This window comes from Thiocystis violascens DSM 198, assembly GCF_000227745.2.
Lineage (GTDB): Bacteria > Pseudomonadota > Gammaproteobacteria > Chromatiales > Chromatiaceae > Chromatium > Chromatium violascens.
The window spans coordinates 1,251,912-1,271,493 of record NC_018012.1; the positions used below are offsets into that span (position 1 = coordinate 1,251,912).

Sequence of the window (19,582 nt, forward strand, 5' to 3'; positions counted from 1 at the left end):
TGAGCAGACCCGGCAAGCGTTCCTTTTCCGCTCTCGCTGGCGCGTTCCTGCGGGCGAACGTCGAATTGATTCAACGCCCGGACTCAGGCTCGACGAACGTCAGCAGATCCGGTCGAAAATGGGCCACGCCCTCCAGAATGCCGGCGCTGTAGTGGCCATTCATCCCCGACCAGTCGCCTTTGGCGCAATACAGACGCTCGCTCAGACCACGTTCGGCAGCGCCGCGGCGTGCCCGATCGCGGACATCGGCATGGGCGTTGGCGACCAGGACCGAGGGAATCGGACTCGTCAGCACCTCCAGGTCGTTACCGCTGTCGCCAGCGAAGAGCGTCGCGTTTTCGTCGCAGCCGAGCGCGCACATCAGGAAGGTCACGGCATGATATTTGTTGGCCTGTTCGGGCAGCAGGTCGAGCAGTCCGACGGCGGCGGTTTCGTCGATGCTCCAGATCAGGTTGGCGCGCATTCCGGCCGCTTCAAGACGTTTCCGCAGCCGCGCGAGCAGATCGTCGACGTTCAGATCGAGTGGGACATCGTAGCTGAGCTTGAAAGGAGCCTGTTTTTCGGCTTCCTGTAATCGCAGTTCCGTCAGATCGGCGAACAAGGCTTGCAGTGCCGCCGCGCCCGGCCAGGTTTGCGCCAGTTCGTCGCTCCAGCCCGGCAGCGGGCTCCAGACTGCCGTGCCCTCCGCGTCGACCGTCACGGCCTGAATACTTGAACCCACATCACCGATCACATACGCGGGCCAGGGCAGCGCGTAGTCGGCGATCGCTTGTTCGACCAACGCCCGATGTCGCCCCGTGACATAGGCCAGGGTCACCCCGTCCCGAGCGACCAGACGGCGGAAACGGGGACGCGCCTCGGGCGACTCGGGCTCGCGCCCGTTCGGAATCAGGGTGCGGTCAAGATCGGTGCAGAGCAGCAGCCTGATGGGCATCGCGTCGTTCATCCCGACACCTGCGGAACGCGGCAGGAACCGAAGAAGTCGTAATGTTCGACGGCTTCCAGAATCCCCAGCGCATGCGCCTGTTGGGCAAAGTAAATGTTCTCGTGCTCGCCCAGTTGGGACAGTTCCTCGCAATGACGGTTCGCCACGACCACCGCCAGGGTGTTGCCGCGCATCATATCCTCATCCGCCCCGGATCCGCCCGCGACCAGGATGTGTTCGAGCGGAATTCCCAGCCGATGCGCGACATAGCGCAGTGCCTGACCCTTGCTGGCGCGGATCGGGACGATGTCGAGGAATTGCCCGAAGGAATGCACGACATTGACGCTTTGCTCCTGGGTGCGCAACAGAGTCGCCAGTTCCTCCACCGTGGGCGCGACCGTGGGATCATAGTGATAGGAAATCTTGAAACGGCTCTGCTCGACCTTGCGCTGCGGCGTCAGCCCCGAGATCCGCTCAAGGGCGCGGCGCACCGCCTGGGGCTTCCAGAGATGGTCGACATGATCCTTCCAGTAGTCGTCCGGGATCAGATGCCCGGTGTAATGAATGTCGGTGCCGAGACTTGTGATGAGGATATCCGGCACCGGGATACGATGTTTCTTGAGTTCGGTCAACAGCGAATCGAGACGCCGCCCGGTCACGATGCCGAAATTCGCGCAACGCTTATTGTCGCGCATCATGGTGACGAAGCGCTCGACGCCCTCGGCATTGCCCAGCAGACTCTGATCCAGATCGGTGAAGAGCGCGCGATCGCGATAAATGAGACGCCGGCGCGCCGGCGGCGTATCGGGAATGGGCACGGCACGCTTGGCGAGCGGGGCGATGCGCTGGCGGTAAAGCTCCGCATGGGCCTGCCAGGAGTAACGTTCGCGTACCCCCGCCAGGCCATTGCGCGAGAAGGTTTGCCAACGTTCGGGATCGCTCAGGATGTCGAGCAGAGCGGCGGCGATGGCCGCGCGGTCCAGCGGATCGACTAGCAAACCATTCTTGCAGTTGCCGACGATGTCCACCGGCCCGCCGTTTTCAGTGGCGACCAGCGGCAGACCGGTGGCGGCGGCCTCCAGCAGCGTCAGACCGAAGGGTTCGGTCAGCGCGGGGTTGATGAAGACGCCCTTGGAACGGGCCACCAAACGATAGATCTCGGGCACCTCGTCGGCACTGTGATGTTTCGGCGCGGCGACCTTGCCATAGAGGTCATAAGCATCGACCGTGAGCAGAATCTCGGTCAGCACCTCGCGGGCACCTTCGTCCAACTCGCGAATATCGTCGCGGTTGCCGGCGACGATCAAGAGGTTCGCCAGCGCCTGGAGTTCGGGCGATTCGCCATACGCCTCGATCAGCGTCACGATGTTTTTCCGATGATCGGCGCGCGACAGCGCCAGGATCAAGGGTTTGTCGGGGGCGTCGAGAAAGCGCTTGACCCGCGCGCCAAAGGCGATCGGCGGATCCTTGGGCGCGGGCGGATGAAACTGCTTCAGATCGGTGCCGGGCGGGATGACGACCATCCGCTCGGGCTGATAATAGTCATAGAGCGCGTATTGCCCCTCGATCTCGTTATGGGTGCTGGTGATCACCAGGTCCGCGCTGGCCAGCACGGTTTCCTCGGCGTCGATGCGGCGCAGCATGTGGTAACGCGCGTCGATCTGTTCGCCATCGAGTCCGGCCGCCAGCAAACGCTGGCGTTTGTCGCGCCCCAGCGAATGGCCGGTATGCACCAGCGGCACGCCGATGAGACTGGCCAGTTTCGCGCCCACGTATCCGGCATCGGCGTAATGACTGTGAATGACATCCGGCCAGTGTCCCTGTTCCTGAAGCCAGGCGGCCAGATTATCCATCAAGCCGTCGAGATGGTCCCAAAGCTGCTCCTTGACGATATAGCCCTCGGGGCCGGCCTCGATGCGGACGATGCGGGATTTTTCGCTCAGGGGTTCGAGCGGCACGCCATAATCCGCGCTGACGGCCGCGTCGACGACGCGACGGGTGACCAGATCGACCTGCGTCACATCGGCGCGTTCGCCGAGCGCACGGGCGAGATCGACGACATATTTGGTCTGTCCGCCGGTGTCCGCGTCGCGTCCGAGTTCTAAATCATGGCCACGAATCAGGCCGTGAAGACTGAGCAGAAGGATGTACATGGAATCGACCTCTGGTGTTTCGCAGGTGGGCGAGTCGGTTGTGCGTCCTCGCGTGGAGTCAGCAACCCAAAGCCCCCGACAATGCCCACGCATCCCGATACAATGCTAGGCACCGAGGTCAGACGAGGAGTTCCGAGCGTGGAGTTTTTGAAGGCCAATCTGGATCTGGGCGTCATGGGTCTGCTGGGATTCATGAGCTTCATGATGGTGGCGTTTGTGATCGAACGCTATCTCTACTTCGCGCGGGTGGATCTGAGCGCCTTCGAGGATGCCGAAGATCTCGACCTGGTGCTGACCCGCCATCTGACCGCGATCGCCACCATCGGCGCCAATGCACCCTATGTGGGCCTGCTCGGAACGGTCCTCGGAATCCTGCTCGCCTTCCATGACATCGGGCAGGCGGGCGCCATCGAGACTGGCACCATGATGCTGGGACTGGCCCTGGCGCTCAAGGCCACCGCGCTCGGTCTGGTGGTGGCCATCCCCTCGCTGGTCTTCTATAACGCGCTGTTGCGGCGCACGGACGTGCTCAAGGCCCGCTGGCGCAAGGAACGGCGCGGATGAAGCGCATGGATCAGATCAATGTGATCCCTTTCATCGACATCATGCTGGTGCTGCTCGCGATCGTCCTGACCACGGCGACCTTCATCGGCGAGGGGCGACTGGAGATCCGCCTGCCGGAGTCGGCGAGCCAGACCGGGTCGGACATCCCCGCCGCCGTCGAGATCGCCATCGATGCGGAGGGCGAACTCTTTCTCGATACCGAACCACTCCCGATCGAGGCGTTGGGCGCCCGACTCGCGGCCCTGGACCGCGCCACCCCGATCGTGCTACGGGTCGACGCCGCAACCCGTTTCGACCGCTTCGTTGCCGTGGTCGATCAGCTCAAGGCCCGCCAACTCGATCGACTGACCATCCTCACACGCAAATCATGAAGGATGTTAGGGGCTGTCTGCGCTGCGTCTGGCTCGGGCTGCTGTTCTCGGCTTTCATGCATGCGGCCATCGCCGCCGCCCTGCTGCGGGTCGATGCGCCGGCGTCGACCGCGTCGGCGGAGCGTGTCGTGAGTCTCGATCTCGCGCTGTTTGGCGCTGGCGAAGCGAGCGAGTCGACTGGCCCGATGGCGATGCCCGTGCCGGAAACGGCGCTTGCGGCGCCCACTCCGGCCCCCCTTCAGGAACAGCCCCGCGAGCCGGAGCCGGAGCCGGAGCCGGCAATCAACCAGGATGACCGCCCGCTATCGGTTGTGGGACCGGAGGTCAGGAGCGCGCCCGAGCCTGCAATCCCTCCGCTCCCCGTCCAACCGCCCGCGCCAGACGGGCGGATAGCCGCGAAAACCGCCAGACTCGAACCGAAGACGAAGGCTCCGTCACCCCCCCAGACATCGGTCAAACCCAAGCCAAAGCCCGCGTCAGTCGCCAAATCGAAGCCTAAGACCAAGTCTAAACCGACCGTGAAACCCTCGGCAACGGCCCAAAAAACGGCACCGACGACCGCCGCCGCGCCATCAGGCACATCGCGCAACCCGCGCCCCGACGCCGGAGCGGCATCCGGCACGAGAAAGGCGACACAGCCGTCCGGATCGGGGGGTGAAAGCGCCTCGGCGGTCAGGGATCGGTCGGAACAGGAGTATCTGAGCGCCCTGCAACAGGCCATCAAGCGCCATCAGAACTATCCGATGGAGGCCCGGCGCCGTCAGCAGACCGGTATCGCGACGGTCGCCTTCGTGATCCGGCCGGATGGCCGCATCGACCAGATCCGTCTTGCCAAAGGCTCCGGACAGTCGGCACTCGACCGTGCCGCACTGGACGCACTGCGCCGACTCGGGCGTTTCAAGCCGATCCCAACCTCGCTTGGCCGTTCATCCTGGCCGCTGCGGGTACCGATCCGTTTCGACCTGAAATAACCCGCAATCCCTTGAACCATCGTTGGGTATATCATTGGTTCAGCATTCGCTGAAAGACTGAATCACGAGGACGAGAACCATGGCATCACTGAACCTGGACCATCTGCAACCCCTGCGCGAGCAACTCGACGGACATGCGATCTACGGCGCCATCCAGCGCGTCGAGGATCTGCAAATCTTCATGCACCACCATGTCTTTTCGGTCTGGGACTTCATGTCGCTGATCAAGTATCTGCAACGGTCCATCGCCCCGGTCCAGGTGCCCTGGATCCCGCAAGGCGACCCCAGCCTGCGCTACTTCATCAACCAACTGGTGCTGGAGGAGGAATCCGACACTCTTCCGCTCGACGGCGGTCAAGTCGGCTATGCCAGCCATTTCGAGTCCTACTGTCAGGCCATGACCGAGATCGGCGCCGACGGCGAGATGCCCTGGCGTTTCCTCAAGCTGGTCGAGGAACAGGGCGTCGACCAGGCGCTCTACTCGCCGACCGTGCCCCTCCCCGCGCGCTATTTCTCAGAGACGACCTTCTGCTTCATCCGCGAGGATAAGCCGCATGAGGTCGCTGCCGCCCTGGCGCTCGGCCGCGAAAATCTGATTCCGGCGATGTTCCGCAAATTCCTCCAACACATGCAAATCAGCGAGACTCAGGCGCCCGCCTTCCACTATTACCTGAACCGGCACATCCATCTGGACGAGGATTTTCACGGCCCGCTGTCGTTCAAGCTGCTCGAAACCCTCTGCGGCGACGATCCCGAGCGCATCGCGGAGGCCGAAACGGCCGCGCAGGAGGCGCTCTGCGCGCGGATCCGCTTCTGGGACGGCGTGTTGGAGGCGATTCGGGCGGGTTGAATCGCGCCCGGCGCGGGTTGATTCGCGATTCCTCGTCTCCACGTTGCATAAACCAACCAAAATTATCAATTATCCAGACAACGAGGACTCCATCATGACCGCCACCGTCAGCGTTCCGCTCGACAACGAAGGATTTCTGCTCAACCGCGACGACTGGAGCGAGGAGATCGCCGTCGAACTGGCCCGGACCGACGATTTCGAGATGACCGAACAGGTCATGTCCTTCATCCGCGAGGCCCGCGCCATGTTCGAGGAGGATGGCGTGGTGCCGCCCATCCGAATCTTCGCGAAAAAACAGAAGGTCTCGACCAAGGATCTCTACGACATCTTCAAGAAGGGGCCGATGAAGCTCATCTGCAAATGGGGCGGTCTGCCGAAACCGACTGGTTGCGTCTGACAGACGACACTCAGATTGGATAGCGAGGGCGTCTCCCGCCCTCGTGCCGGGTATGGTGCGAGTCTCCGCCTGCTGTCACACCTCGCCGCGATTGTAGTCGGGCTGCGCCGTGATTTTGTGGATGCTGAGATCCGCGCCGAGATATTCCTGCTCCTCGGTCAAACGTACCCCGACCGCCAGCTTGATCAGACCATAGATCGCGAAACCTCCGGCAAAGGCCACCAGCACGCCGATCAGGGTTCCCGCCAACTGCGCGGTCAGAGTCACGCCCCCTACCCCGCCCAGCGCCTGAAGCCCGAAGATCCCGGCGGCGATCCCACCCCAAAGCCCGCAGAGTCCGTGCAGCGGCCAGACTCCGAGCACGTCGTCGATCTTCCATTTGTTCTGGGTCAGGGTGAAGGCATAAACAAAGAGCGCGCCAGCGACCCCACCCGTCACCAACGCACCCAATGGGTGCATGAGATCGGAGCCGGCGCACACCGCGACCAGACCGGCCAGCGGTCCGTTATGCAGAAATCCAGGGTCGTTCCTGCCCACGACCAAGGCCGCCAGGATGCCGCCGACCATCGCCATCAATGAGTTGACCGCGACCAGACCGCTCACCGCCTCCACCGTCTGCGCCGACATGACATTGAACCCGAACCAGCCGACCGTCAGGGTCCAGGCGCCCAGCGACAGGAAGGGAATCGAGGATGGCGGATGGGCGGTCATGCCGCCATCGTGACGATAACGCCCAGTACGCGAACCGAGCAGCAACACGGCCGCGAGCGCGATCCAGCCGCCGACCGCATGCACCACCACGGAGCCGGCGAAGTCATGAAAGGGCGCGCCGAAGGTGGCCTCGATGAAGGTCTGCATCCCCAGGTTGCCGTTCCAGACCATGCCCTCGAAAAAGGGATAGAGCAGACCGACGATTAGGAAGGAGGCGAATAACTGCGGATAAAAACGCGCGCGCTCGGCGATGCCGCCCGAGACGATGGCCGGGATCGCCGCAGCGAACGTGAGCAGAAAGAAGAACTTGACCAGTGCGTAGCCGTTTTTTTCCTGAAGCGCCTCGGCGCCAGTAAAGAAGTCGACCCCATAGGCCAAACTGTAGCCGATGAAGAAATAGGCGATGGTGGAGATCGCGAAGTCGCTCATGATTTTCGACAGGGCGTTCACCTGATTCTTGGCCCGGACCGTGCCAAGCTCCAGGAACGCAAACCCCGCGTGCATGGCCAACACCATCACGGCGCCGATCAGGATAAAGAGAACGTCGGTACCTGCCTGCAATGATTCCATCTGTCATCTCGTTTTTAGGATTTTGAACGAGGCTTTAAGCATGGATCAGGCCAACAGCAAGACAGTCGATCCCCGCGAGAAATATGGGCAACACAGAAATCCGGATGATCGAATTCAGTGCGGAACCGGAAAAAACGCACCTCAAAAGCGCCAGATTGCATTGGATGACTTCGCATGCACGCCTTTCGGGACGAGTTGACATCGATGGTGTTACAAATGAAAATTCGATCACACTTCCTGCCGGTGATCGACGATCCGCCATGACTCGACCGATCTTGACACGCCTGCTCGTCACCCTGACCGGGGCGACTGCCCTCGCCATCTCCGCGAGCGCGCCAGCCCATTTCCAGGAACTCATCCCCGCCGTCGAGATCGTCACGATCAAGAGCGGCAATCCGGTTGTGCTCCAACTCCAGTTCACCCATCCGATGGAACGCGGCCCGGCGATGGACATGGGCAAGCCGGCGCGGTTCGGCGTCCTCGGTCCCGCCGGACAGGAGGATTTGCTGGCAAGCCTGACCGCCCGCGAGGTCGAGGGCAAACAGGCTTACGCAGCCGAGTATCGCGTCAAACAACCCGGCGACCATGTCTTCTTCGTCGAACCCGCGCCCTATTGGGAGCCGGCCGAAGGGGTCATGATCGTCCACTACACCAAAGTCGTCGTCGACGCCTTCGGGGCCGGGGAAGGCTGGGATGCCGAGGTCGGACTGCCGGTCGAGATCGTGCCGCTCACGCGCCCCTATGGGCTTTGGACCGGCAACCTGTTCAGCGGCATCGTCAAGCAGTCTGGCCAGCCAGTCCCGTTCGCCGAGATCGAGGTGGAATGGCGCAACGACGGCTCGGTCACGCCGCCTGCGGACGCTTTCATCACTCAGGTCGTGAAAGCGGACAGCAATGGGGTCTTTCACTACGCCATGCCGCGCGCCGGCTGGTGGGGCTTCGCGGCCTTGCTGGAAGGCGAAACACCGATGAAGAACCCGGAGGGCAAGGAGGTTCCGGTCGAGGCCGGCGCCTTGATCTGGGTGCGCGCGCGGGATATGAACTAGGGCAGCCGGCTGATGGCTCACATTCCCGATGGCGTGCTCTCGGCGCCGGTGCTGATCGTCGGCGGACTGGTGTCCGTGGGCCTGCTGGCGGTCGCGTTGCGCCGACTCGATTATGATCGCCTGCCTCAGACGGCCGTGCTGTCGGCGGCCTTTTTCGTCTCCTCGCTCATCAGCGTCCCGATTGGCCCCAGTAGCGTGCATCTGCTGCTCAATGGGCTGATGGGTCTGCTGCTCGGCTGGACCGCGCTGCCGGCGCTGTTCGTGGCCCTAGTGCTCCAGGCCGCTTTTTTCGGCTATGGCGGTATTCTGGTGCTTGGCGTCAATACCATGAACATGGCCCTGCCCGCGCTGTTCTGCGCGCTTTTGCTGGCCCCCTGGATGCGGCGGGTCGCGCCGGATCGTCTGTTCTGGATCGGCGCGGCGGCCGGCGGACTCGGAGTACTGATGACCGGCGTACTGGTCGCGCTGAGCCTGGGACTGAGCGGCAAGGCGTTTCTGCCTGCGGCGGGTGTACTGGTGGTGACCTACCTGCCGCTGGCGCTGGTCGAGGCGGTCATCACGGGAACGGTCGTGGCCTTTCTCGCGCGGGTTGCCCCGGAACTGCTGCGGTCTTCCGAGGTCTCCCATGCCTGATCCCGGTTCGCGCGCCAGGCACCCATTCCCCCGCCGCCTGATTCTGCCGCTCATGCTCGCGTTGACCAGCCTGCCGGTCGCTGCCCACAAACTCCAGGTGTTTGCCTTCGCCGAGGGCGACCGCATCGAGGGCACGACCTATTTCGCCGGCGGCGCGAAGGCGGCGGGGGCGCGCATCCAGATCCAGGATACCGCTGGACAGGTGCTCGCCCAACTGACGCCGACGGAGGACGGCCAGTTCCGCTATCGGGCGCGGACGCTGACCGACTATCTCATCGTCGCCGAGAGCGGCGACGGTCATCGCGCGCAATGGCGGATACGGGCGGACGAACTGGCGGGCGGGTTTCCGCTGGCGGGCGCCGAATCACCCCAACTCCAGACCCACGAGACCTCGACCTCCGAGCCCGCGGAAACCGAGCGCGCCCGTCTCCCCAATCCCGTCGCCGCGCCGGTTTCCGGCGAGACACACGACATCGACCCGGCGCTCATCGCCGCCATCGACCAGGCCGTCGCCCGTCAGATGCGTCCGCTGCGCGAACAACTCATCGCCGCGCGGGATGAGGTTCGGTTGCGCGACATCCTGGGCGGGATCGGCTACATCCTCGGCCTGACCGGGCTTGCGCTCTGGTGGCGCAGCCGTCGGCCCGACACCCAATCATGAGCCAGACGGCCTTGCTCATCCCTCGCGGGTCAGGCTGGATCGCCGTCCGCGATCCCCGTCTGCGCATCGTCGCCGCCCTGTCGTTCGCGCTGGTCGCCATCAGTCTTCAGCATCCGCCCGCGCTTCTGGCCGCCTTTCTGTTCGCTGCCGCGCTGGCGGCCAGCACCGGGATGCGCGCACCCGATCTCTTGTGGCGACTGCTGGCACTGGAAGGATTCATGCTCGTCCTGCTGATCACCCTGCCCTTCACGGTGCCCGGCAGTCCATGGATCGCGTTCGGCCCTCTCGCCGCCAGTCAGGAGGGCCTGGCGCTCGCCGTCACGATCCTGCTGCGGGCCAACGCCGTGGTGCTGGTGCTGCTCGCCCTGGTCGGCAGCCTGGAACCGGTCGTCTTCGGTCATGCGCTGGCGCGGCTGGGCGTGCCCGAAAAGCTGGTCCATCTTCTCTTGATGACGATCCGCCAGATCCATCTGCTGCATCAGGAATTCATCCGTCTGCGCCAGGCCATGCGGGCGCGCGCCTTCGTTCCGCGCAGCGATCGGCACACCTGGAACAGCTATGGCTGGTTGATGGGCATGCTGTTGGTGCGCAGTCTGGCGCGCTCGCAACGCCTGCTGGCGGCGATGCGCTGCCGCGGATTTCAGGGCCGACTCTATCTGCTGGATTCGACCCATTGGGAGCCTGCCGATACCGCGCTGGCGCTTGGACTCGCGCTGCTGCTCGGCGGCCTGACGACCCTGGACTGGCTGGCATGACGGCGCCACTGCTCGAACTGCGCCAGGCCACCTTTGAGTATCCCGAGCGCGCCGTACTGAGCGGCGTGGATTTCACGCTGAACGCGGGCGATCGGGTCGCGCTGGTCGGGCCGAATGGCGCCGGCAAGACGACCTTGCTGCATCTGCTGGTCGGTCTACGGCGCCCGAGCGCCGGGCAGGTGCTGGCGTTTGGCGAGGCACGCCGGAGCGAGGCCGATTTCCGCCCGGTGCGGGCGCGGGTCGGATTGCTGTTCCAGGATTCGGACGATCAGTTGTTCTGCCCGACCGTGCTTGAGGATGTCGCCTTCGGACCGCTGAATCTGGGCCGCCCGCACTCGGTCGCGCGTGACGATGCCCTGCGAACGCTGGAGGCGCTCGGGCTGGCCGGATTTGCCGAGCGCGTCACCCATCGTCTGTCCGCCGGCGAAAAACGACTGGTGGCGCTGGCCACCGTGCTTGCAATGAACCCCGAGGCGCTGCTGCTCGACGAGCCGACCAACGGTCTCGACGAGGCCACCGAACAGCGTCTCGTCGAACATCTGTCCGGATTGGATCAGGCCATGATCATCGTCTCTCACGACCGGCGTTTCCTGGAACGGCTGGCGACCCGCGCCGTCCGACTGGCCGATGGACGCCTGACGGACGCCATCCTACACAGCCACGGACACAGCCATCGACACGCCCATCTCCATCTGCACGCGCCCGGCGTCAGCGCCGAGCACGAACATGATTCGTCCGTGCCAGCCCACGCGGACCATCATGTCCCGGATGGGCCATGATCAATCCGAACGCGGTTGCGCCATCTTGAAAAAGGCACGACACCCCTCCTGCCGATCGCCATCGTCCGCCGCGCCCAATCCGTTCAGGTTGACGGACATGTTGGAGCGCGCGGCATCGAGACGGCTCAAGCCGTAGACGGTGCCGTTCACGCCGACGACCCGACCCGAGCGCAACACCGGCCCCCCGGAATCGCCTGGACTCAAGGACGGCTCGCCCGCGCGCATCAGACCGCCATAGGTGTAGAAGTTGACCGGATCGACACGGATGACCTCGGTGGTGCCCCAGTGGCGCCGACCGAAGGGGTGCTTCTGGCGGGCCAGCGCGATGTTTTTCAGGCTCTCGTACCCATAGCCGACGAGTTGCACCGCGTCGCCCGGAAGCAGCGGCGCGCAATCGACCCTGGCGAGCGGAATCGACGCCGTGGGTTCGCGCACGAACAGGATGGCGACATCCGGAAAACGGGACGTGAAATGGTGACTGGCCTCGATGAGGCGGATGCGGCGCGCCAGTTCCTCGCCCGTGTAGCGCGCGCGATAGTCACGAACTTTCTCTTCCCGGTAGGCGAAAAAGCGTTGCAACGCCTCCCGGTAACGGGGATGTATCTGCGTTTTCCGGAGCGTCAAACCGATGAAATCCTCGCGTGTCATTGGCTCCGTCCGGTTGCTGACGAAGATCCGTCGCCCCGGCTGAAACGCGGCGTCCAAGGTTCCTGCGCGCATGTCCGCGACACAGTGCGCGGCGGTCAGGAAGGCATCCGGAGCGATCTTGGTCGCCGAACAATGCGGGGTTTCACCCAGGGTCAAGGCGACCACGGCGCTGAAATCTTCCCGCGCGTCGACCTCTCCACCCAGCAGGGCCGTGGCCGGCAGCGGGATGGCGGACAGCGCCAGGCACGCCAACGTGATCAGCGCTCGAATGCCGGTCGATTTCAAGGTGTCAGTGTCTCTCGGTCGCGAAGCGAAAGGGCGCGGCCAGAATGCCTTCCGGGGTATGGAGTAGCACCCTGGCCTCCCAGATCATGCGCGCGCGCGCGCACACCGGCAGCATGCCCTGCCCTTCGTAACGTCCCGACCGCACCTCCCGAAGCGTCACGCGATTGAAGCCCATGTTCATGTCGACGCCGACAAAATCCACCTCGACGGCGGTCGTCGCGAAACCGCTGGCCTCGACAACCAGTCGCAGTGGCGTCGCGATGGGGATGGCAGGGGGGGTGATCGCAAAGCTGACCGCGCGGCCATCCGGGAAACGCGCCGTGCAGGGACCGGCGCGCAGATCGCAGTCGGGGTCGGGTTCCGTGACCTGAAGCAGCGGTGGATACAGGATCGGCCAGACTTTCTGGACCGCAACCGCAACCACTCCCGCCAGCAGCAGACCCAAGACACCCCACAGCAGGATGGTCGTGCGCGTCGGAGAGGCAGTGACTGTACGCATCTAGCTCAACGCATCTGCCGCCACCAGCGGTTGACGATCTCCGCCACATCCAGGTCTTCCGGACCTTCACGCCAGCTCCGCGACAGGGGCGCATCATGGCTGGCCGGCGCCGGATTTGGCGGATGGACCAGGATCCGCGAGGGCAGCAGCGCCGCGTCGCCCACAGCCAGCACCTCGCCTCGCCGTAGCGAGGCCAGCATGTCGGCCAGATTCTTCGCGCCCTCGGGCAGCAGACGGCGGACATACTCCTGATCGTCCGCGTTGGAGATACGCAGACACAGATAATTCCCGCATTGCGAGAGCACCGTCTCGGACAATTCGGTCGGCCGCTGGCTGACAACACAGAGCGTCACGCCGTATTTGCGCCCCTCCTTGGCGATTCGCTCCATCGCGCGGCGCGTGCCGACATACTGGGTCTCGGCATCGCGCGGGATGTACTGATGGGCCTCCTCGCACACCAGCAGCAGCGGGAATTCGTGGCGGCGCGGATTCCAGTAGTTGAACTCGAAGGCGAGACGTCCGATCTGGGCCGACACGACGGGACGCAGATCGACCGGGATGGGGCTGAGATCGATCACCGTGACCTGACGCTTGGGTTCGCCCAGCCCAACGAAGTCGCGCAGTAGACCTTCGAGACTGGCGGAGCTGCTGTGTTTGCGCGGATGCAGGAAAAAATCGTAGCGGGCATCGTTGTACATTGACTGGAAACGGACCAGGAAATCGTCGAAGGCGCCGTACAGCGGTCCCTTGACCTTGCCGAATTCCAGCTTTTCCTCATTGGCCTTTTTGAACTTTTGGTACAGCTCTTCGATGGAAAAATAGACCGGCGAATCCACCGAGAGACGTTCCAGACCCATGTGCTGATTCGACTGTCGGCGCAGGCTGTAGAGCGCCTCGCGCAGAAAGGCGATCTGGACCGTGGCGTTGGCGTCGCTGCGATCGATGAAGAGATCGACCAACTCGGCATAGGTGAGCAGCCAGTAGGGAATCTCCAGCTCTCGGGCATCGATATGCCGCGCGGTCCGGTCTGGAAACACGCCCTCGTAGGGCGCACTAGGAGAGGCGCGCCAACCGTACTCGCCATGCAGATCGAGCAGGACAATGTGCGAGCGGGGCATGGACGTGACCACCCGTTGCAGCAGGCTGGTCAGGGTCCAGGACTTGCCCGCGCCGGTCTGACCCAGGATGGCGAGATGCCGGCCGAAGAGCGCCGAGGGATCCAGGCACGCCTTGAGCGTCGGTCGGGTGGACAGTCGGCCCAGTTCCAGCGCGCCCTCCCGTTCGCGCACCAATAGGGCGGCGAGACGACTGCTGGCGATCAGATGCACGGCCGCGCCGATCAGCGGGAAACGACTGACGCCCGGTTCGAGACGCCCATCCTTCCCGATCTCACCGAGCGCGATCAACTCCAGACGTCGTTCGCGGACTGTACCTCGCCGCTTCTCGGGTGCCGCCTGATCCTGAACCGGGCGTCGCTCGATCGTCTCTTCCAGGCTACGCGAAACCTCGGCGAGCAGGTGGCCGGCCCGATCCCGCACCTCGACCAGGCTGCCCAACTGGCCGATGGGCAGGGTTTCCTGACCTAGGGTGACGAAGGATGGAAAACCTTCTTCCGCCGGAAACAGGGTGACCACCAGGCAACCCCCCTGGATATCGGTGATGCGGCCGATCAGACTGGATTCCGGCATAGCCATAACGGGTAAGACTCCACGGGGTTGAACGGACGATTCGGGCGTAATTGTCGCCGAAGATCGCCATCGACGCAGTCCCGATCAAGCAATCCGCGACGTCGTGTTACACGCTAGGTCGGACGCGCCAAAAAACAAGATCGACGCTTGATAAATTAGAAAATGATTATATAATGATTAACTATCATACCAATCAACCTTAACGGAGATGTATCATGGGTGCACTTGGAATTCTTGCCGCCGTCGCCGTCCTGATTGGCGGTGTTCAGACCACGATGGTGATGTCGGAAGACGACCGCCTGGCGGCCGAGGCAACGAAAGAGCCCGTCGTCGAGGTTCAGGCCGTGAAAACCGATGCGACCCGATCGTTCGACTTGACCGAACGCTAAATCGGGTGACCCTCGCAGGTCATCAACCCCGACGCACCGCGCGCGTCGGGGTTTTTCGTTTGACCGAGTGACTGAGAAGATGATGTCGAATCCTGACGAAACCATCCGTTTCAGCGTATCGCTGCCCAAGCCGCTCCTCGACGAATTGGATCGACGAGTGGTCGGCAAGGGCTATGCCTCGCGCTCGGAACTGGTCCGCGACTTGATCCGCGAGCGGATCGTAGAAGACACCTGGGAGCGTGGCGACGAAGAAGTGGCGGGCGTGCTGACCATCGTCTACGACCACCATCAGCGGGAATTAACGCAGCATATCCTGGATATCCAGCATCGTCAGTATGTCCATGTCGTGGCCACCACGCATGTGCACATGGACCATCATAATTGCCTGGAGACCATTATCATTCGCGGGATGCCGGCGGAGATCGAATTGCTCAGTCACGAGATCGGCGGATTGCGCGGGGTGCGCTTCGCCGAATTGACGCGGGCGTCCAGGATCCAGAATTAATTGATGCGCGAGACTCTGAGGGTCTGTTCCAGCTCCGGCTGTTCGCCATCGCCCCGGCAGGTCTGACGCAAGGCTTGAATATCCCGCGCATCCCGACCGATCGCCACCCGCAGATAGGTGGCGTCGGCGAGCAATCGCAGGGAAGGATCGAAACCCCGCCACCCGCCTCCCGGAATCAACACCTCGACCCATTGATGCAGCGTTTGCGGACGCGGCTCGGTGCCGGGCGGATCCGCGTCGTCGGGGTCGAAGTAGGACGCATCGAGATACCCGGAGACAAAACGGGCAGGAATCCGCCACTGACGCATCAGGGCAATCAGCAGATGTGCCAGGTCCGCCGCAGTGCCGCGCCCGGCCTCGAAGAGTGCCGGCAGCGCGGTCACCGAGGTCTCCTCGGCGGGATCGAATTCGGCGATCTTGCCGATCCAGTCGAAGGCATCCCTCACCTGCTGAAACAAGGGTACGCCGTCGCGCAGTCCCGGCACCGCAAGGCCCGCGATCCGCTCCGGGAGCGCCGGCGTCAGGACGCCCTGGTGCAGCACGAAATCCCACAGCCGCGGGGCCTGACGCAGACTGTCAGCGATCCAGGCCAACTCGCGCGCGGGCGGAATCAGGGGGAAATCGAAGGGGTTCTCCCGTTTCGTCTCGACCTCGGCGACCATGGCAAAGCTCAACTCCCGATGGGCGCCCAGCACCGCAAAATGGTGCGCGAGATTGCCGAAGCCGTCATACCCTGCGACCGCCAGCACCTCGGGCTCGACCGCGAGCATGATCCGGATCAGCGACTGACTCTCGTCATCCCAAGGCGCCAGACGGATCTGGACATGATGCTCGCGCGCGGCGGAGGCGAAGCGAATGCGACAGGCTTGCTCAATGTGATATTTCACTGGGCGTCCCCAAGGTGAGCGTCAAAATAGTCGGCCTGCAACGCATCGCTGAATTCCGCCAGCCGCGCGAGGAAATCGTCCAGATATTCATGCAGTCCCTGATCGATGATGTCGTTGGCGGTCACACCCGAAAGATGTCCGCGCAAGGCATGCAGCCGATCCGCGACCGCGCCATCGGGCACATGACCGATGCGCCCGAGCGCCCGCTCGATTCCTTCCACGCAGTAGGCGAGCGAACGGGGATAATCTGGATCGAGCACCACGAATTCAACCACCTCGATCGGCCGGATACCGCCCTGGTATTGACGGCGATAGGGCTCGAAGCCCGAGAGCGATTTGAGCAGCGCGCCCCATTGGTAGTAGTCCAGGGGAGATCCCACCAGACTCAGGTCGGGCAGCAGCAGGTGATAACGCACGTCGAGAATGCGCGCGGTCATGTCGGCGCGTTCCTGAAGGCTGCCGAGGGCGGTGAATCCGTAGGCCTGACCGCGCATCATGGTGCTCTGGCTCAACCCGAAAAAGGTCGCGACCTCACGATGCACGAAGGCGTAGAACTCCGCCGCCCGCCAGGGCTGTAACGTCGCCGCCAGATGTTTGTCCGTCGTCAGCCAGAACTGGTTCAGGGTCTCCCACATGGCGTTGGAGATCCGGTCGCGCACCACGCGCGCGTTCTCGCGGGCGAGTTTCAGGCTGTTATGAATGCATCCAGGGTTTTTGCGATCCTGGGTCAGGAGATGGATCACCCGTTGCACCGTGATCCGACCGTCCGGGTGGAATTCCTCATAGAATTCATCCGCGCCGACAATCGCCAACAGCGGCTTCCACTGCATCTCCTCGGTGACGCCCTCGTCGGACTCCAGCATGTGGACGACATTGATATCCAGAACGCGCGCGGTGTTATCGGCCCGCTCCAGATGACGCGACATCCAATACAGCGATTCGGCAATTCGGCTCAGCATCGTCAGTCCGCCAGCACCCAGGTATCCTTGCTACCCCCGCCCTGCGAGGAATTCACCACCAGCGAGCCCTTGGTCATGGCCACGCGGGTCAAACCGCCAGGAACCACCTCGATCTCGCTGCCGAAAATGGCGAAGGGGCGCAGATCCAGATGGCGCGACTCCAGTTCGCCGTCCAGATAGCAGAGATGACGCGAGATCTGGACGACCGGCTGGGCGATGTAGTTGCGCGGATTTTCCTCAATCTTGCGGGCGAACTCGGCGCGCTGGGTCGCGCTGGAGGATGGTCCCATCAACATGCCGTAACCGCCCGACTCGGCCACCGCCTTGATGACCATTTTCTGCATGTTATCGAGCACATAGGTGCGATCCTGCGGATCGGTCATTTGATAGGTGGGCACGCTAGCCAGAATCGGCGCCTCGCCCAGGTAATAGCGGATGATGTCGGGGACATAGGCATAAACCGCCTTGTCGTCGGCGATCCCGGCGCCCGGCGCGTTGGCCAGCGCGACATTGCCCGCGCGCCAGGCATTGATGACGCCCGCCACACCCAAGGTCGAGTCCGCGCGAAACACCAGCGGATCTAGGAAATCGTCGTCGACCCGCCGATAGATGACATCGACTTGTCGCAGACCGAGCGTGGTCTTGAGATAGACTTTGTCGTTCTTGCACACCAGATCTCGCCCCTCGGCGAGTTCGACGCCCATCTCCTTGGCCAGGAAGGTATGCTCGAAATAGGCCGAGTTGAAGATCCCGGGCGTCAGCACCACGATCACCGCCGACTCGGCCCCGCGCGGCGACAGGTGACGCAGCGCCTGTAACAGCAAGTCCGGATAGTGCTCGACCCGACGCACCCGATAACGCGCAAAGAATTCGGGCAGGATGCGACGCTCGATGATGCGGTTTTCGATCATGTAGGAGACGCCGGAGGGGGTGCGCAGATTGTCCTCCAGCACCAGATAGCGGCCGTCTTCGTCGCGGATCAGATCGACACCGCTGATGTGGGTGTAGATGTCGTGCGGCGGGATGATATCCATGATCTCGCGGCGGAAATCCTTGCCCCGATAGATCAGCTCTGGCGGCACCACGCCATCCTTGAGGATGCGCTGACCGTGGTAGAGATCCTTCAGGAACAGATTCAGCGCCCGAATGCGCTGCTTGATACCCGCCTCGATCTGATTCCATTCGGCGGCGGGGATGATCCGCGGCAGGATATCAAATGGCCAGACCCGCTCGATGCCCTCGTCCGCGTCGGAATAGACGGTGAAGGTCACCCCTTCGTTATGCAGGGCGAGGTGCGCGTCCCGCGCCTTGGTCCCGAGCATCTGCTGCCCGGCGATCTGGATATGCTCCCACATCGGGAGATAGTGCTCGCGGGGACGGAAATCGTCCTGATAGAACTCGTGAAAGGCCATGACCGGACCCTCGTCGCGGTCCTGCAATTGCCCGGTGCCACCGGATTGGAACTGTTTCAGCATGGCGAGAAAGCCCCCTCGACCTGGCCTGTTTCTATCGTTAAATTATATCAAGAAACATGCCATACCCTGCCTGATGCCGTGTTTTACTGGAAATTCAATCGTCATCGCCCCCCAGACCTCCCGAGGCGCGTGACAACACCGCTGTTCGTCTGCCTGAATTGAGGCAAAAGGCCGAACCGAGGCAAAAACCGCACCATGAAGGTGCGATTATGGACTCGATTCGCGAATGGACAAAGGCGCTCAGTCGTCCGCGCGCTCCGTGTCGTCCAGACGCACCTGGCCAATGTCATCCAGGCTCTTCTGCAGCTTGAGCCGGTCCAGCGAATTCAATGGTAGGCTGACGAAAATCTTGATCCGGTTTTCCAATTCCCGAAAAGTCTGACGGAAGGCCATAATGCGCGTCACTTCATCGCCCTCGACTGCAGCGGGATCGGGAAGCCCCCAATGAGCGGTCATCGGCTGCCCCGGCCAGACCGGACAGATTTCCGCGACGGCACGGTCGCAGACGGTGAAGACAAAGTCCATCCTGGGCGCATCCGGTTCGGCAAACTCGGACCAATCCTTGCTGCGCAGTGCGTCGGTCAGATAATTGTTGCGCCTGAGCACCTCCACCGCCAGGGGGTGAACCTCGCCCTTGGGGTGACTGCCGGCGCTGTAGCCGCGAAAATGGCCGCGACCGTAGCGATTCATCAGGCTCTCGGCAATGATGCTGCGTGCCGAGTTGCCGGTGCAAAGAAAAAGAACATTGTAAATTCGATCAGCCATGGTCTGTCCCCGAAGCGGTCGGAAAGGTCTGTCAGAGCGCAGCTCCGTGACCGGCGATCGGCCCGCAAGCGCGCCTCGTGGTACCGTGCCAACGCG

General features: G+C 63.1%; 22 protein-coding genes. 12 read left to right on the forward strand and 10 right to left on the reverse strand.

Features of this window, described 5'->3' with window-relative positions; all coding sequences use genetic code 11:
• Positions 1-70 precede the first annotated feature (70 nt).
• The gene (locus THIVI_RS05640) at positions 71-946 is read right to left on the reverse strand and encodes an HAD-IIB family hydrolase (RefSeq protein ID WP_014777671.1); all 876 of its coding nucleotides are present in this window, start codon (positions 944-946) and stop codon (positions 71-73) included.
• Complete coding sequence (locus THIVI_RS05645; RefSeq protein WP_014777672.1) at positions 943-3,078, reverse strand: HAD-IIB family hydrolase; 2,136 nt, start codon at positions 3,076-3,078, stop codon at positions 943-945. The genes THIVI_RS05640 and THIVI_RS05645 overlap by 4 nt, the downstream gene beginning before the upstream one ends.
• A 138-nt stretch (positions 3,079-3,216) precedes the next feature.
• Between THIVI_RS05645 and exbB the strand changes: the two genes are divergently transcribed.
• The 5 genes from exbB to THIVI_RS05670 all read left to right on the forward strand — a co-directional run bounded on the left by exbB (position 3,217) and on the right by THIVI_RS05670 (position 6,231).
• Positions 3,217-3,642 carry a TonB-system energizer ExbB gene (gene exbB, locus THIVI_RS05650; RefSeq protein WP_014777673.1) on the forward strand — a complete coding sequence of 142 codons (426 nt, stop codon included), beginning with the start codon at positions 3,217-3,219 and terminating at the stop codon, positions 3,640-3,642.
• 5 nt (positions 3,643-3,647) lie between these two features.
• Positions 3,648-4,013, forward strand: a complete 366-nt coding sequence (locus THIVI_RS05655; RefSeq protein WP_245537383.1) for a biopolymer transporter ExbD — start codon at positions 3,648-3,650, stop codon at positions 4,011-4,013.
• A complete protein-coding gene (locus THIVI_RS05660; RefSeq protein ID WP_014777675.1) occupies positions 4,010-4,984 on the forward strand; it encodes an energy transducer TonB in 975 nt (324 codons plus the stop codon). The genes THIVI_RS05655 and THIVI_RS05660 overlap by 4 nt, the downstream gene beginning before the upstream one ends.
• Before the next feature lie 79 nt (positions 4,985-5,063).
• Positions 5,064-5,834, forward strand: coding sequence for a DUF3050 domain-containing protein (locus THIVI_RS05665; RefSeq protein WP_014777676.1), 771 nt, complete (start codon positions 5,064-5,066; stop codon positions 5,832-5,834).
• A gap of 94 nt (positions 5,835-5,928) precedes the next feature.
• Positions 5,929-6,231: a TusE/DsrC/DsvC family sulfur relay protein gene (locus THIVI_RS05670; RefSeq protein ID WP_014777677.1), complete on the forward strand. Its 303-nt coding sequence runs from the start codon at positions 5,929-5,931 to the stop codon at positions 6,229-6,231.
• A 75-nt stretch (positions 6,232-6,306) separates the two neighbouring features.
• On the opposite strand, the gene THIVI_RS05675 is transcribed toward THIVI_RS05670, so the two are convergent.
• On the reverse strand, positions 6,307-7,512 hold the full coding sequence (locus THIVI_RS05675) for an ammonium transporter (protein WP_014777678.1): 1,206 nt from the start codon (positions 7,510-7,512) through the stop codon (positions 6,307-6,309).
• A 260-nt stretch (positions 7,513-7,772) separates the two neighbouring features.
• On the opposite strand from THIVI_RS05675, the gene THIVI_RS05680 reads away from it, so the two are divergent.
• The 5 genes from THIVI_RS05680 to THIVI_RS05700 are packed head-to-tail and all read left to right on the forward strand — an operon-like array spanning position 7,773 to position 11,386.
• Positions 7,773-8,558, forward strand: a complete 786-nt coding sequence (locus THIVI_RS05680) for a DUF4198 domain-containing protein (RefSeq protein ID WP_014777679.1) — start codon at positions 7,773-7,775, stop codon at positions 8,556-8,558.
• A 12-nt stretch (positions 8,559-8,570) separates the two neighbouring features.
• Complete coding sequence (gene cbiM, locus THIVI_RS05685) at positions 8,571-9,191, forward strand: cobalt transporter CbiM (RefSeq protein ID WP_014777680.1); 621 nt, start codon at positions 8,571-8,573, stop codon at positions 9,189-9,191.
• Positions 9,184-9,852 carry a hypothetical protein gene (locus THIVI_RS05690; protein ID WP_014777681.1) on the forward strand — a complete coding sequence of 223 codons (669 nt, stop codon included), beginning with the start codon at positions 9,184-9,186 and terminating at the stop codon, positions 9,850-9,852. The genes cbiM and THIVI_RS05690 overlap by 8 nt, the downstream gene beginning before the upstream one ends.
• Positions 9,849-10,607, forward strand: a complete 759-nt coding sequence (cbiQ, locus tag THIVI_RS05695; protein ID WP_014777682.1) for a cobalt ECF transporter T component CbiQ — start codon at positions 9,849-9,851, stop codon at positions 10,605-10,607. Before THIVI_RS05690 ends, cbiQ begins: the two co-directional genes overlap by 4 nt.
• Positions 10,604-11,386: an energy-coupling factor ABC transporter ATP-binding protein gene (locus THIVI_RS05700; RefSeq protein WP_014777683.1), complete on the forward strand. Its 783-nt coding sequence runs from the start codon at positions 10,604-10,606 to the stop codon at positions 11,384-11,386. The genes cbiQ and THIVI_RS05700 overlap by 4 nt, the downstream gene beginning before the upstream one ends.
• On the opposite strand, the gene THIVI_RS05705 is transcribed toward THIVI_RS05700, so the two are convergent.
• Genes THIVI_RS05705 through THIVI_RS05715 form a run of 3 tightly spaced genes read right to left on the reverse strand, consistent with a single transcriptional unit; the run spans position 11,387 to position 14,512 of the window.
• Positions 11,387-12,319, reverse strand: coding sequence for a trypsin-like peptidase domain-containing protein (locus THIVI_RS05705; protein WP_014777684.1), 933 nt, complete (start codon positions 12,317-12,319; stop codon positions 11,387-11,389).
• Between the two features lie 4 nt (positions 12,320-12,323).
• The gene (locus THIVI_RS05710) at positions 12,324-12,818 is read right to left on the reverse strand and encodes a hypothetical protein (RefSeq protein WP_014777685.1); all 495 of its coding nucleotides are present in this window, start codon (positions 12,816-12,818) and stop codon (positions 12,324-12,326) included.
• Positions 12,819-12,823: 5 nt separating this feature from the next.
• The gene (locus THIVI_RS05715; protein ID WP_014777686.1) at positions 12,824-14,512 is read right to left on the reverse strand and encodes an ATP-binding protein; all 1,689 of its coding nucleotides are present in this window, start codon (positions 14,510-14,512) and stop codon (positions 12,824-12,826) included.
• A 209-nt stretch (positions 14,513-14,721) separates the two neighbouring features.
• Here THIVI_RS05715 and THIVI_RS25055 point away from each other — a divergent pair, with 209 nt between their 5' ends.
• Positions 14,722-14,895, forward strand: coding sequence for a hypothetical protein (locus THIVI_RS25055; RefSeq protein WP_014777687.1), 174 nt, complete (start codon positions 14,722-14,724; stop codon positions 14,893-14,895).
• Positions 14,896-14,977: 82 nt separating this feature from the next.
• Positions 14,978-15,400: a nickel-responsive transcriptional regulator NikR gene (gene nikR, locus THIVI_RS05720; RefSeq protein WP_014777688.1), complete on the forward strand. Its 423-nt coding sequence runs from the start codon at positions 14,978-14,980 to the stop codon at positions 15,398-15,400.
• Here the strand turns inward: nikR and THIVI_RS05725 are convergent.
• The 4 genes from THIVI_RS05725 to THIVI_RS05740 form a co-directional block, all read right to left on the reverse strand.
• A complete protein-coding gene (locus THIVI_RS05725) occupies positions 15,397-16,287 on the reverse strand; it encodes a transglutaminase family protein (RefSeq protein ID WP_014777689.1) in 891 nt (296 codons plus the stop codon). The two genes, nikR and THIVI_RS05725, sit on opposite strands and share 4 nt — an antisense overlap.
• The gene (locus THIVI_RS05730) at positions 16,284-17,246 is read right to left on the reverse strand and encodes an alpha-E domain-containing protein (RefSeq protein WP_014777690.1); all 963 of its coding nucleotides are present in this window, start codon (positions 17,244-17,246) and stop codon (positions 16,284-16,286) included. The genes THIVI_RS05725 and THIVI_RS05730 overlap by 4 nt, the downstream gene beginning before the upstream one ends.
• A gap of 2 nt (positions 17,247-17,248) precedes the next feature.
• The gene (locus THIVI_RS05735; RefSeq protein ID WP_014777691.1) at positions 17,249-18,721 is read right to left on the reverse strand and encodes a circularly permuted type 2 ATP-grasp protein; all 1,473 of its coding nucleotides are present in this window, start codon (positions 18,719-18,721) and stop codon (positions 17,249-17,251) included.
• 240 nt (positions 18,722-18,961) lie between these two features.
• Complete coding sequence (locus THIVI_RS05740) at positions 18,962-19,486, reverse strand: arsenate reductase ArsC (protein ID WP_014777692.1); 525 nt, start codon at positions 19,484-19,486, stop codon at positions 18,962-18,964.
• Between the last annotated feature and the right edge of the window lie 96 nt (positions 19,487-19,582).